At 66.2% G+C, this 13772-nt stretch carries 5 protein-coding genes and 1 pseudogene; 2 read left to right on the forward strand and 4 right to left on the reverse strand.

The features are described from left to right. Positions 1-58: 58 nt before the first annotated feature. Positions 59-2983 (forward strand): annotated as a pseudogene (locus MTDSW087_RS31045) (PAS domain S-box protein). A gap of 2099 nt (positions 2984-5082) precedes the next feature. Then, on the forward strand, positions 5083-7671 hold the full coding sequence (locus MTDSW087_RS24945; protein WP_144767705.1) for a recombinase family protein: 2589 nt from the start codon (positions 5083-5085) through the stop codon (positions 7669-7671). 167 nt (positions 7672-7838) lie between these two features. Here the strand turns inward: MTDSW087_RS24945 and MTDSW087_RS24950 are convergent, their stop codons facing one another. The 4 genes from MTDSW087_RS24950 to MTDSW087_RS24965 form a co-directional block, all read right to left on the reverse strand. Further along, on the reverse strand, positions 7839-8276 hold the full coding sequence (locus MTDSW087_RS24950; RefSeq protein WP_144767707.1) for an EamA family transporter: 438 nt from the start codon (positions 8274-8276) through the stop codon (positions 7839-7841). Between the two features lie 304 nt (positions 8277-8580). Further along, positions 8581-9921, reverse strand: a complete 1341-nt coding sequence (locus tag MTDSW087_RS24955) for an anti-phage deoxyguanosine triphosphatase (RefSeq protein ID WP_144767710.1) — start codon at positions 9919-9921, stop codon at positions 8581-8583. A gap of 974 nt (positions 9922-10895) precedes the next feature. Continuing rightward, positions 10896-12779, reverse strand: coding sequence for a ferrous iron transport protein B (gene feoB, locus MTDSW087_RS24960; RefSeq protein ID WP_144767713.1), 1884 nt, complete (start codon positions 12777-12779; stop codon positions 10896-10898). Beyond that, on the reverse strand, positions 12776-13042 hold the full coding sequence (locus tag MTDSW087_RS24965) for a FeoA family protein (protein WP_144767756.1): 267 nt from the start codon (positions 13040-13042) through the stop codon (positions 12776-12778). Before MTDSW087_RS24965 ends, feoB begins: the two co-directional genes overlap by 4 nt. Between the last annotated feature and the right edge of the window lie 730 nt (positions 13043-13772).

Genomic DNA, 13772 nt, shown 5'->3' on the forward strand with positions numbered 1-13772 from the left:
CGGCCGCACCAGAGGGCAGTCTGCGAGAACGAGGTTAGGGGGTCAGAATTGGACGCCGATCCCCCGCCTCAAGGGGTCAAAGTTGCACGCCGAAACACACACCGTCTTCCGGGACGGCGAGCCCGTGCGCTTCGTCGGCACCGTGCGCGACGTCACCGAGGCCCGTGCGGCCGAGGCGCGGGCGCAGCGGCTCGCCGCCCTCGTGGAGCAATCGACCGACTTCATCGGCATCGCCGACGCGGCGGGTATGCCCGAATACGTCAACGAGGCCGGCCGCCGGCTGGTCGGGTTGGCGGGCCTCGACGAGGCCTGCGCCCGCAACCTCGTGGATTACTTCGTCCCGGAGGACCAGGCGACCGTGCTGGGCCAGGCGCTTCCGGCCGTGCGGGAGGCCGGCTTCTGGGGGGGCGACCTCGCGTTCCGCAACTTCGCCACCGGGGCTGCGGTCCCGATCCATTACACCATCTTCCCGGTCCGCGACGCGCAGGGGGCGCTCTCCGGCTACGGGACGGTGACGCGCGACCTGACAGAGCGCCGGCGCCAGGACGCGTTCCGTACCGCGCTGATCGAGCTCGGCGACCGCTTCCAGGCTTGTGGCGACACCGCCGGGATGGCCTACGCGGCCGCCGAGGTCATGGCCCGCACCCTCGGCCTCGACCGGGCCGGGTACGGCACCGTCGACGGGACCCTCGACACCGTCGAGATCGAGCGCGACTGGACGGCGCCCGGCGTCGCCAGCGTCGCGGGCCGTCATCGCCTCAGCGACTACGGCGAGGTCCGCGCCGGCCTCGCGGAGGGTCGCGAGGTGGTGATCGCGGACGTGACCGTCGACCCGCGGACCGCCGGCGCCCCGGAGCATCTCCTGGGCATCGGCGTGCGTGCGCTGATCAACCTGCCGGTGATGGAGCGCGGCCGCGTGGTGGCGCTGTTCTTCCTGCACGACCGGGACGTGCGTGACTGGCGGCCGGACAAGCTCGCCTTCGTGCGCGACGTCGCCGAGCGGACCCGGGCGGCCATCGAGCGCCTTCGTGCCGAGGCGAGCCGGCGCGAGAGCGAGGCGCAGTTCCGCGCCTTCGCCCAGGCGATGCCGAACCACGTCTGGGCCGCGACGACCGACGGCGCGCTCTACTGGTTCAACGAGCAGGTCTACGCCTATTGCGGCGCCCGCCCGGGCGAACTCGACGGGACGGCCTGGGCCGCCATCGTCCATCCCGACGACGTCGAGGCGGCCGGACGCGCCTGGGCCGATTCGCTCGCGACCGGCACTCCCTACGAGACCGAGTTCCGCATCCGGAGGGCCGACGGGACCTACCGGTGGTTCCTGGTGCGCGCGGAGCCGATCCACGGGGCCGACGGCGCCGTCGTCCGCTGGGTGGGCACGAACACCGACATCGAGGACCGGAGGCGCGCGGCGGCGCAGCTCCAGAGCCTGAACGAGAACCTTGAGCAGCAGGTCGAGGAGCGCACCCGCGACCGCGACCGGATGTGGCGCCTGTCGACCGACGTGATGCTGGTGGCGCGCTTCGATGCGGTCATCGTGGCGGTCAACCCGGCCTGGACGACCCTGTTGGGCTGGTCGGAGGACGAGCTCGTCGGCCGCTCGTTCACGGACCTCCTGCACCCGAACGACGCAGCCTCCACCGCGGCGGCCGTGGGCGACCTCTCGGCTGGCGCGGTGATCCCGCGCTTCGAGAACCGCTACCGGCACAGGGACGGCAGCTACCGCTGGCTGTCGTGGACGGCGGTGCCGGACGCGAGCTTCATCCACGCGGTGGGGCGCGATTTCACCGTAGAGAAGGAGGCCGCCGAGGCCCTAGCCAAGACCGAGGAGGCCCTGCGGCAGTCGCAGAAGATGGAGGCGGTCGGGCAGCTCACCGGCGGGCTGGCGCATGACTTCAACAACCTGCTCGCCGGCATCTCGGGCTCTCTGGAGCTGATGCAGACCCGGATGTCGCAGGGGCGGATGGGCGACCTCGACCGCTACATGACCGTGGCGCAGGGCGCGGCCAAGCGTGCCGCCGCCCTCACGCACCGGCTCCTCGCGTTCTCGCGGCGCCAGACCCTCGACCCCAAGCCCACCAACGTGAACCGCCTCGTCCACGACATGGAGGAACTCGTCCGGCGCACGGTCGGGCCCGGCATCCACCTGGAAGTGGTCGGCCTCTCGGGCGTGTGGCCGGCCTTGATCGACCCCGGCCAACTGGAGAACGCGCTGCTGAACCTGTGCATCAACGCTCGCGACGCCATGCCGGACGGCGGCCGCATCACCATCGAGACCGCCAACAAGTGGATCGACGACGCCGGCTCGCGCCGGCACGACCTGCCGCCCGGGCAGTACCTCAGCGTCTGCGTGACCGACACCGGCACCGGCATGACGCCGGACATCATCGACAAGGTGTTCGAGCCGTTCTTCACGACCAAGCCTACGGGCCAGGGGACGGGCCTCGGCCTGTCGATGGTCTACGGCTTCGCGCGGCAGTCCGGGGGCCAGGTCCGGATCTACTCCTAAGTCGGCCAGGGCACCACGGTCTGCCTCTACCTGCCGCGCCACTACGGCGAGACCGACGAGGACGACGTGGCGCGCAGGCTTGCGGAGGTGGGGCCCGCCGGACAGGGCGAGACCGTGCTGATCGTCGACGACGAGCCTTCGGTTCGCATGCTCGTGACCGAGGTGCTTGAGGATCTCGGTTACACCGCCATCGAGGCGGCCGACAGCGTCGCCGGCTTGAAGGTCCTGCAATCGGACGTGCGCATCGACCTGCTCGTGACCGACGTGGGGCTGCCGGGGGGCATGAACGGCCGGCAGATGGCCGATGCCGGCCGCGAGCGACGGCCCGACCTGAAGGTGCTGTTCATCACCGCCTACGCCGAGAACGCGGTCCTCGGGAGCGGGCACCTGCACCCCGGCATGCAGGTCCTGACGAAGCCGTTCGTGCTGGAGACGCTCGCCAGCCGCATCAAGGACCTGATCGCCGAGACGTAGGAGCGCGGGGCTGCAGCGGCACGCCGACCAGGCCGTCACCCGCAATAGCGGGCGCGTGGCCGCCACAACGCCGCGCTTCAAGGTGTGCCCGTCCCCGCTGCCGACCGCCTCGGGAAGCCGACCGCGTCGGAGCCACGATTGGCGACGAAGGAGGCGACCTGTTGATACCGCGGGCGGCACGCAGACGGTCCGTATTTGTACGCCGAGCGGGCGGACAAACGCCGAGTTAGATCTTGCGAAGTATCCGGCGCTTCCCGACAACCTCGTTGGGTTAAATTTATTTGAATTTTAGGCAGTATATGATCATATTGGTCTCTTGTTACCAAAGATCTTCCTCGTCGAGACGCTGCCGGGTCGTAACATGGAGCCGCAAACTGTCCGATAGCTCGCCGCGGACCAAGGCGAGGTCCCCGAGTTCGTCGAACGCGACGTCGAGCAGTTCGGGACCCATCACCTCCACGAAGGCTCCTTGGGTCTCCTCATCGTCTCCGATGGAGCCGACGACGCGGTCTGATACCGCCCTCAGCCTGCCCAACCGTTCCCTGGTCGGCGGAAGGCGCCGGCGTGTCGCCCTTCCGGTTGAGCTTGACGGAGCCTTATCCTGCTCAACGTCGCGCGGACTCGCGTGCCTCATCGTCTCGCTCCCGTTGCTAGAGTGCGCTTCGTGTCTGGGGACCCGGAGTTGTTAACCGTCTGGCACCAATCGCGGCCATGTCCTCGCGGTCGGTGCAGTTGATCTGCAGGGCGGGGCCGCCAAGCCCCGTCGGTACTTGGCGGCATAAGATTTTTTATATCACCAGTATATTTTACCGCCGATCCACCTGCTTGGCCAGCACGCCCACCGCGTCGGACCAGGGTGGCCGTGTGGACCTGTGGATTGCGGGAACTTCGGTAACGAGAGTTCGGCAAGGACACGGCAAGACCGACGACAAGCACAGGGCGAGTGCGTTCAGGGACGGTCTTGGGCCCATCGGTCCCAACGTCATTTTAGTCGGCGGCTTTGCTTTCGCTCCTCGGGAGCAAGCCGATTGCTCCGAGCCTAGCCGCCCTGCAAGCGCCGTGAATCCCCTTCGCGGGTTGCTTGGTACGGGTCGAAGCCGACGCCCTGGACACTTGCCAGTACCGACGTAGCATTCGCAACAGGGGACTGGGACGACAAGGTCTGAGGTGGCGCTCGCGGATATCCCAAGTCAGGTGGCGGTTCCACGACCTCGTAACGCGCCATACCGCTTCCGCATCGACCGTTGAGGTTCGTCGGGAGCGGGAACGGTCTCCCGAAACTGGAGAGGCTACCTTCGGCACCGCCTGCGGTCGCGATGCCCTTTCGTCCGGTCGGTCGCCGCACATGGCGACGAGTTCCGGATCGGCACCCGATATTGCAGTTATATATACTTACGGTATAATTGGCGACTTCATCTACATTTCGTCAATGCGGCGCGGCCGTCCCGGAAGGGGCGACCGACGCGCGTGTCTCGTACGCCTGCCGCCATGCGCGATCCGGGGGCATTTTCAATGGAACAGGGAGAGCGGACGATGTCGTTCGGCATCCGGAGGTTTCGAAGCGAAGCGTCGAGTTCAGGACGGCCGCTCACGGTTTTAGACGCTCTGTTCGAGGGCTTGGTGGGGATGGCCGCCGAACGGTCGGATGCCCAAAGGCTGGACGCGGGCGGACAGGATAGGAAAGTTGCCGGTCGGGACTTGTACGCGGGCGACCTGGAATTAGATGTCGCCGTGACGCGAAATGCTCCGGCCAGGATGCGAAAATCACGTCGCGATGGTGCAGCGGAGACCCGGCCCCGTGGACGGGAGAGACGAAAATCACGGCCAAGCGCCTGAAGTCGCGTCTCGGCGGGAGCGAGCCGAAGCGTACGGTACGTCGCGCGGCATGGATTCGAACGCCGGTCGCTACCGGAATGTCTGCAAGGATGACCGCCTGCGACCCGGCTATGCGCGTCGAGGAGAACGTGACGGTCGCGGGCGAAGTCGAACGAAGGCCATCCGGCGCACCGAGATGGACGTAAAGCGAACCCGCGCACGTCCCGGCTATCGCATCCTCAGGCAAGCAATTCTTCCTTCTCTTCGCATGGAGCGGCGTTGCGATGGCCCACGGTGAACGGACGACCGACCTGATGCCTGGCGCCGTAGATCTGCGGCAAGTGGTCGATACGACGGCATTGTGCCCTCTGGACCGGTTGGCCCTTCGACGGAACCTGGATGTCGAACGCCGTGACGGCTTCGGCCCGCCGGACAAGCTTGTGCCCGTGGGCCTCTACGCTCGCTACTCCTCGAATAAGCAGAAGGAGATGAGCATCGAGCGCCAGGTCAAGGTTGTAACCGCTTACATGAGGAAGCTCGGTTACGCGATTTACGTGCTGTATGACGACCCTGCTCGAAGCGCCCGATCCATGCGTGATCGTGAAAGCCTGCAGCGTTTGCTCGAAGACTGTCGGTCCGGCAAGATAAAAGTCATCATGGTTGAGGACTTTGACCGGTGGTCACGCGAAACTTACGATGCGGTCGAAGTATGCGAGGAATTGAATGAGCTTGGCGTGGAATTTCATAGCGCCGGCGACTTCAAGGCACTCAACAAGAAGGAAGTCATCGAAGCGGCGCTCAAGGCCGAGGCGGATCGGGACCGTCGCACCCTGATCATGGGCATGGGCAGGTTCCAGCACGCTGCCCAGGGCGGTGCCCATTCCGGTGCGTTCTTCGGATACCGGTACGGCGAAGAAAGGGGCTTCCTCGTGCGTCACCCCGAGGAAGAGAAGACCATATTTTCAATCTTTGAAATGGCAGCCGCGGGAATTTCCTACCGAAACATCGGCCGGATCATGAAGGAACGCGGGGTTGCAGGACCTACAAAGGATTGCAGATGGACGAAATCGACCGTTGCGAATGTTTTGGGCCAGTTGGCCTATACGGGTAGATGGTACTATCCATTTACCTTGAATACGTTCGACCGAAAGTCGGGGAAGGTCACCGTTCAGCGTCGGCATCCGAGCGAGATGACGCGCAACTACTTCGAGCATCTTCGAATTGTGCCGGACGATCTGTTCTTCGCTGTCAACGAGAAGCGACGCCCCCGGGGGAAGCAGAAGTTCGAGCACAGCCACTTCTTGGCCGGAAAGGCGACGTGCGACTGCGCCGGGGTCGAAGGCCAGCGGTTCACCTTGGGTGGTCGACAGCTAACCTGCAACGTCTGGTCGGACGGGGGCTGCTGCCCGGCGAGGCGTCACTCTGTTATGCACGAGACCGTGGAGCGCGCCGTCCTCACAGCCGTCTGCGGCAAGCTGCGGTCCTTCGTCGGCGAGGAGGATTTCGCGGCTGCCGTCGACCGCTCGCTGCGTGAGGCTTCCGCGGCGCGGCGTGCCGCCCGTGCGGATGTTGAGCGTAAGATTGCGGTCACGCGCGAACAGCTTCGCCGGGCGCTCGTCAAGGAGCTTGAATCGACCTACCCATCCGACCTGTTGTCCGAGGAGAGGAGCCGGCTGACGGGGGAGCTCGCAGACCTTCAGGCCCGTTCGGCGGGCCTCGCCGAACTGCCCGAGGTGGACGAAGCCGGTGAGAGGCTTCGAACGCTATCCGCCACGCTGGATCACCTCATCGAGCGGGTGCCATTCAGGGCCTTTACGGAGGCGGAGGCGAAGGTCTCCGCCGCCCTTGCCCGCCTCGTCCAGCGGGTGGTGGTCATGCGGGATGGCCGGCTGGCGGGGACCTTGGGCCTGGCCATCCACCTGGACTTCTTGGCGTTCCTGCAGGAGGACGGGAGCTGCGGCTCGCCCGGTGTTGGCTTGGACGTGATCCATGTCGATGTCGAGCAGCCGATGGGACGCCATGTCCGCCTTCGCGAAGACGCCGAGCGGCTTATGGCAAGTGGAGGTTATCGGATCGACGACACGCGTTGGGCCCTCGTCGCCAAGCACCTCCCGGACGTCACGGGCCACAGGAATGACTCGCGCCACATCTCGATGCGGGCCCTGGTCGACGCCCTCCTGCTCCGGCTCCGGACGGGCCTGCCTTTGCTGTCGGCGGCGTTCGGCGACGCGCCGGAGATGCGGCGCGCACTCTCGCGGTTCGTCTATGCTGCGGGGGACCAGATCCTGATTGACCTCCTTCGCGAGGCGGACCCGTCCTTCGTGGCCGGACTGGACCTCGGTCCGGTCGAGGCCGCGCGGGCGCGCTGGAAGGTTGGCGGTGATGATTGGCGCAAGCGCAGGGGGCCGGCCGCACGCTTCCACGCCCTGGATGGCCAGGATGCGCTGACCGACGAGCAATGGCTGGCCTCGAAGCCGCTGTTGCATTCGTCCATCGAGATCTCGTTCAAGGGCACGCCGGGCATTCCCGGCCGGCTGCTGCTGGAGGCGGTGATCCTGGCGCTGCGGACCGGCCTCTCATGGCGCAGGATGCCGGAGCGGTTCAGTGATGAACGGAACCTCGTGAATTCCGTGCGCCGGCTGGTCCGCAGCGGAAGTTGGGACCGGTTGTTGGAGCTATGGGCGCTGCGCTTCCCTGAGCTTCTCGACGGCTTGGATGTCGGGCGCTTGGCCAATATGCTTCGGGGTTCGGCGCAGTGGCGTGGCCCGTCCCCCAGGCGCTCGCGCTACGCCAGGAACGGCGGCGTGGCCCCGGCCGTCCATCGAGCGCGCCGACGCAAGTCGCCTGCCGGGCGGAAGAGGGACGCGGCCTAGGCGCCGCCAGCCGTGTTCTTGGACGGCGAGCGTCAAGGACCTGGACGTTGGGCGCCGGAACGAATGCAGAGAGCGCTCGATGGCGATGGGCCATCGCGCGTGCTGGTCGCGGCGTCCCGGTCGCTCTCCTGCGTACGCCTCCGGGCGAAAGGGCACGCGGCCAGCCTTCAGCTCCTGTAGGCGACCAGGATCGTGCCGGCCGCTATCAGGCCGACGCCCAACCAGTTGGGGACGGTCAGGCGTTCTCCGAGGAAGATGGTCGCGAAGACCGCCACCAGGACGACGCTCAACTTGTCGATGGGCGCCACGCGGGCGGCATCCCCGAGCTTCAGGGCGCGGAAGTAGCAGAGCCACGATCCACCGGTGGCGAGCCCCGATAGGACAAGAAACAGGTATGTTCGTCCCGAAACTGAATCGAGCGGTTGCCATTGGCCCGTGCCGGCCAGAAGCGCGCCGAGGACGCACAGGATCACCACCGTGCGGATGAAGGTGGCGAAGTCCGAGTTAATGTTCTCTATCCCGATCTTGGCACAGATCGCCGTCAGCGCGGCAAATGCCGCCGAGAGCAATGCCCAGAACTGCCAGGAGGCCAGCATGGCTTTCATGGGCATCTCCAAAAGTCGAGACCGAAAGGGATCGTGACGAACAGCCGCCGAACCGAGTAGCAGGCAACGCTGTTCGACGGATTTATGCGGACGCCGAAGATGTACGGCGCCGTGGCGATGCCGCGCCCCGGCAAGATGGAGCGGGGCAAGGCTGCCGCCTCAGCATTCCGCCGGCACCGGGAGGGAGGCCGCACCGGCCGGCCCGACCCTTCGGCATCGGTGAAGCCCTTACGCATCAGGGGTTGAGGTGGGCCGGGAGCGGGAAGGGATCATGGGTCGCTCGCTTAAACCGGGCGACGGGTTGTCAGAGGCGGTCGAACACGGAACCCATCCTCGGGCTGAACAAGCGCTCGTAAGTGCGCATGAGGAAGGCGTCGGTCATCCCGGCCACGTGGTCGCAGATTACGCGCCGACCGTCAGGTGCCTTCTCGTACGCTTCGTAGGTCGACCGCGGCAGGAACGACTTCGGCTCCGATGCGAGGGCCTCGAAAACCGCAACGACCATACCCTGACCCTTGAATTCGAGGTGCTGGACCCCCGGGCTGTGAATGACGACCTCCCGGACCAGTTCCTTCAGCGCTTCCAGGAAGGTGTTTGCTCCGACTTCGATGGCAGCCCGGTATCGAACGAGGGGCTCGTCGAACTCCTCCCTGGTCTCGATCACGCAGTTCGTGATCAGGTGATGGACCATCCGGCTGATGCACCTCTTCCGGGTATCGCCGGCACCGAACAGACGGTCAAGGAATCCCTCATAGACGTTGTTGCCGAACTCATCCGGGTACTTCTCCTTGAGGCTGGTGAGGAAACTGGAGCTCTTCTCCTCGGGCACGTGCGCCTCGAAATCCGCCCGCGTTACCAGGCCAAGGGCGAGGGCATCCTCAAGGTCGTGGATGCCGAAGCCGATGTCGTCGGCGACGTCCATGATGCTGCAATCGAACGACTTGTGGAGGGGCTTGCGGTGCTTGCCCTCTTGGCCGCGGGCGTCGGTGAAGGCGTTGCGGTCCTTTTCGCTGAGTGGGGCGAGGATCCAGTCGACGACGTCCTGCTCGCAATCCAGGTAGCACTTGGGCGGCTTGGAGGCCTCGCGGTCGATGATCCGGATCGTCTCCGGGCCGACGTGGAGGGCGGGGCGGATGTTCGCGTTCATCGCGAGGCTGAAGGGCACGGGATACTTCAGAACCCCGAGCAGGGTGCGCCGCATCAGGTTCGCGCCGGCGGCCTGGGAGAACTTTTCCAGCCTGGACAGGATGCGCAGGGTCTGGCCGTTGCCCTCGAAACCGCCGGCACTGCGCATGCAAAAATTCAGGGCGACCTCGCCGCCGTGGCCGAACGGGGGGTGGCCGAGGTCGTGGGTCATGCCCACGGCCTGGATCATGCTGAGGTCGGGGATGTATTGCCGGGCGGCATGGTCGGCATGAACCTTCTCGAACCGCCGCGCGATCCCGCCGGCGATCTGCGCGACCTCAAGCGAATGGGTGAGCCTCGTCCGGTAGAAGTCGCTGTCGCCGAGGTTCAGGATTTGCGTCTTGCCCTGCAAACGCCGGAACGACGCGGAGTGGATGACCCGGCTGTAATCGGTGGCCGCCCCATCGCGGGCGTCGTCGGCCTGTGCCTGCCAGGCTTCGCGGCGGTCGTACCAATCCATATGCAATCACCTTCGCGGCTAGGCTCGATCCAGGCGGCCGGCACCTCGCGGCCGCGCTAGGGTACCATCGGAAAGCGTCGATGCCGCCGCGGTTCCTTGCACACGGCGCCCCCGCCCTCTTGGGAGCCTTGGCTGTTGGATAAGCAGGTCTCCACCGTGGGTGTTTCGAGCCGCGAGACAAGGGCCGCTACGCCCGCAAGGCAGGCTGACAGCGCAATCCGCAGGCCGGGACTGAGGGTCGTCCTACGGGGGAACGGTCCGTCTACCGCTTGTAGGGCAGACGACGGAAACGGCCGGCATCCCTGGCGAGGCCAGGGAGGGCTCGAAGAACGGGTGCTTCGGGTTAGCAGCCGAGTCGAACAGACGCCGTCGCAATGGCTGCTCTTCTTAGCTCTAGGTTGCTTCAGTACGGAACTTTGGTGTTCGGTACCTGAATGCCGGGTTGGCTACCATAAGGCGGCCGGTTCGGCATCACACTCAGACGGCACTGATCCGTTCAAGTGGGCAGCTAGCGACTGCGCCTCCTCGCAAAACGCCCGATGTCATTGATCTTTCAATAATTTACGGCAGACATCTCAAAATTGGGCGACTGGTCTCCGCTGGCCCCCGAGCCTCCGCTTGGGAGCCAGCGGAGACGGGTCGCCCAAATGTCTGCTCTCTATGGTATCTATTTGCAAATGCACCATTTTTTGACGCTGGATAGCTACGTTTTGTCAGGATCCCGCAGCAGATAGCAGGTCTTCTACCCCTAGCCCGGCAACCAAAATAGCATCGGTATCTGGCCCTCTCCGTGCCGTGCACGGCTGCCGGCCACCTATCGCTAGAGTGGCGCCCAAATGCACCAACAGCAGCAAGCCGGGCACAGCGGCCGAACTCGTAGCAGCCGCGCTTTTGCGTAGTGGCACCTTGCAGGGCCGCACCCCAGGGTTCGTGATGGACGAGCCGAAGCCCCTGAGGGAGCGCCGATTTCGCGGTCATAGAACGCGCGAGGCGACCTGGAAGGTTATGAACGCTGCCAGATAGGCGAGAGCGAACATGTACGCGAAGGCGGCCAGCATCCAGCGCCAGCCTCCCGTCTCCCGCCGGATGACGGCGAGCGTCGAGGCGCATTGAGGGGCGAAGATGAACCAGGCGAGGAATGCGAGGCCCGTGGCGAGGCTCCATTGCTGCGCCAGGGTTTGGCCGATCTGCTCGGAGGCCTCCCTGCCGCCCGCGACCGCGTAGACGGTGCCGAGGGCGGCGACGGAAACCTCGCGCGCCGCCATGCCGGGGATGAGCGCGACGCCGATCTGCCAGTTGAAGCCGAGCGGGGCCAGGGCCGGCTCGATGAAGCGGCCGATGGCGGCGGCGAGGCTGTAGTCAATCGCCGGGTGCTCGGCGCCCGCAGGCGGTCGCGGGAACGAGGCCAGGAACCAGATCAGCACCATCATGGAAAAGATCGTGGTGCCGGCGCGATAGAGGAACGCCTTCAGCCGCTGCCACAGGTTCAGGAGCACGCTGCCCAGGCCAGGCACCTTGTAGTCCGGCAGTTCCAGCATGAAGGGCGGCGTCGGGTTCTCGTTCCACAGCATGTGGTTGGCGACGAAGGACACGAGCAGCGCACTGGCGATGCCGGCGGCGTAGAGCCCGAACATCACCAGGCCCTGCAGGTTGAACAGGCCCCCCACCTCCCGGCTCGGGATGAAGGCGGAGATGATGAGGGTGTAGACCGGGATGCGGGCGGAGCACGTCATCAGCGGCGCCACCATGATCGTCGTCAGGCGGTCCCTGCGCTGGTCGATCACGCGCGTCGCCATGATCCCGGGGATGGCGCAGGCGAAGCTCGACAGGAGGGGAATGAAGGCGCGGCCGTGCAGGCCCGCACCTCCCATGATGCGGTCCATCAGAAAGGCCGCCCGCGCCATGTACCCGAAATCCTCCAGGAGGAGGATGAACAGGAACAGGATCATGATCTGCGGCAGGAAGACGAGGACGCTGCCGATGCCGGCGATCACGCCGTCCTGCAGGAAGCTCAGGAGGAGGCCGGGCGGCAACACTCCGGCCACGTGGCCGCCCAGGGCCTCGAAGCCCCCCGAGATCACGTCCATCAGCGGCTTGGCGCCGGTGAACACCGCCTGGAACATGACGAAGAGCATGGCCAGGAGGATGAGGAGGCCGGCGACCGGGTGCAGCAGGACCGCGTCCAGGCGGGTCGTCAGCGTGTCGGGCTTGGGAGCGGCCGACACCGCCGCGGCAAGGATTCGGTCCGCTTCCCGCTGCAGGGCGCGAAGCTCGGCCGCACCCGGCTCGGACCACTCCGCCACCGCCTGCGCCTGCGCGCCGTTCGAGAAGCCTTCCAGGGCGGCAAGCAGCCCCTCGGTGCCGTCCTTGCGAACCGCGACCGAGGTGACGACGGGCATGCCGAGTTCGGCGGCCAAGCGTGCCTCGTCGATGATGACGCCGCGGCGCTTCGCGATGTCGCTCATGTTGAGCACGAGCAGCATCCGCCGGCCGAGGCGCTTCAGCTCCAGCACGAGCCGGAGCGCGACCCGGAGGTTCGTCGCGTCCACGACGCAGGCTAGGACGTCCGGAAGCGCCGAGGCGTCCCGCCGCCCGAGGATGACGTCGCGCGTCACCACCTCGTCGGGGCTGCGCCCGCGGAGGGAGTAGGTGCCCGGAAGGTCGAACAGCTGCAGCCTGGTCCCGGACGGCAGGGCCAGCGGCCCACTCTTCCGCTCGACCGTGACGCCGGGATAGTTCGCGACCTTCTGGCGGCTTCCGGTGAGACGGTTGAACAGCGCGGTCTTGCCGCTGTTGGGTGTCCCGACCAGCGCGACGCGAGCCACGACCGCACTACCCGCTTGGGGGATCGCGCTCATTCCGGCCTCACGAGGATGGACGACGCTTCCTGACGGCGAAGGGCGACGACGGCACTGTCGACCCGCAAGGCGATGGGGTCGCGACCGAACAGCCCTTCGTGCAGGATCTCTACCTGGGCTCCCTCGACGATCCCGAGCTCGATCAAACGGCGCTCAAGTTCGTCCGGGGGCAGGCCGCTGCCCGGTCCGGCGGCGATGCCCGTGATACGCCCGCGAAAGCCACGAGCTTCCCCGCCCAAGGCGACGGCCCCTTCATGGCCCATCGGCCCGGTCACGCCATGAAAACAAGTCGAAATCGGTTTCCTGAACACCCGGGCTTCCTGTCCGTTCGACACGTGCTGAATGCCGTAGGAAACGCCATGGTGCCTGGCGAGTCGTACATGGCCTCACGACGCCTGATCCAATTCCGGTCTCATCGGCCCAGCCTTCGCGGGGCTCGTCGCGTTGAGGGTCTGTGCCCCTTGGCGACCGGCCAAGCTCAACCTGCCATGATCGCGCCGCCGGCATGCGCGGAGCGGGCCGGAGACCCGGAGCACGGTCTCGACGCGCCGGATAGGCGGGCGGCGCCCAAGGGCATGAACGCGCGCGAGCAATTCCGCGAAGGCAAAGGGTTTCACCAGGTAGTCGTCGCCCCCTGCCTCCAGGCCGTCGACGCGGTCGCTGACGCCCGCCATCGTGGTCAGGAACAGGGATCGGCGTCTGAACGGCCTGCGCCCGCGAGCGCCGGACGAGCGAGAGGCCATCGGGGGCCGGCAGCATCCGGTCGATGACGAGTGCGTCATACATGTCCGCAACGGCCAGCCTCAACCCGTCGAGGCCGGCGTGCGCCGGCACGACATCATGTCCCGCATGCTCAAGGCCTGGCATCAGGAAGGCTAGCGTCGATGCGTCATCCTCGACGGCAAGTATTCTCATGATGCAATCTGGACCCCGCGACGTCGTTGCACCCGAATTCTTCGAGCGGCAAAATGGAAAGGTTCTAAACTGATGCCG

Source organism: Methylobacterium dankookense (assembly GCF_902141855.1).
Taxonomy (GTDB): Bacteria; Pseudomonadota; Alphaproteobacteria; order Rhizobiales; family Beijerinckiaceae; genus Methylobacterium; species Methylobacterium dankookense.

Excerpts from the sequence above, each read along its gene's own strand:
- MTDSW087_RS24945 (WP_144767705.1), top strand. The coding sequence starts at position 5,083 with ATGGCCCACGGTGAACGGACGACCGACCTGATGCCTGGCGCCGTAGAT.
- MTDSW087_RS24950 (WP_144767707.1), bottom strand. The coding sequence starts at position 8,276 with ATGAAAGCCATGCTGGCCTCCTGGCAGTTCTGGGCATTGCTCTCGGCG.
- MTDSW087_RS24955 (WP_144767710.1), bottom strand. The coding sequence starts at position 9,921 with ATGGATTGGTACGACCGCCGCGAAGCCTGGCAGGCACAGGCCGACGAC.
- feoB (WP_144767713.1), bottom strand. The coding sequence starts at position 12,779 with ATGAGCGCGATCCCCCAAGCGGGTAGTGCGGTCGTGGCTCGCGTCGCG.
- MTDSW087_RS24965 (WP_144767756.1), bottom strand. The coding sequence starts at position 13,042 with ATGGGCCATGAAGGGGCCGTCGCCTTGGGCGGGGAAGCTCGTGGCTTT.